A 349-nucleotide genomic window follows, 5' to 3' on the forward strand; every position below is an offset into this window, starting at 1 on the left:
TGACGGCGCCGAATGGTCCTTCGCAGCAGCGGGTGATCCGGGCTGCGTTGGCGAATGCCGGATTGACAACGTCTGATGTGGACGCTGTGGAGGCGCACGGCACGGGCACGAAACTCGGCGACCCGATTGAGGCGCAAGCGCTGCTGGCGACTTACGGCCAGAACCGGGAACAACCGTTGTGGCTGGGCTCGATCAAATCGAACATCGGACACACTCAGGCCGCGGCTGGAGTGGCCGGGGTGCTGAAGATGGTGCTGGCGATGCGGCACGGGGTTCTGCCGCGGAGCTTGCACCTTGACGAGCCGTCGTCCCAAGTGGACTGGTCGGCGGGTGCGGTCGAGTTGCTGGC

General features: G+C 65.6%; 1 protein-coding gene. It reads left to right on the top strand.

Going from position 1 to position 349, the window contains the following annotated elements; all coding sequences use genetic code 11:
* Positions 1–349 (top strand): polyketide synthase (locus tag H4281_RS45085; protein ID WP_182896967.1); only part of this gene is annotated, 349 nt, incomplete at both ends.

It is taken from the genome of Amycolatopsis dendrobii (assembly GCF_014145675.1).
GTDB classification, from domain to species: Bacteria; Actinomycetota; Actinomycetes; order Mycobacteriales; family Pseudonocardiaceae; genus Amycolatopsis; species Amycolatopsis dendrobii.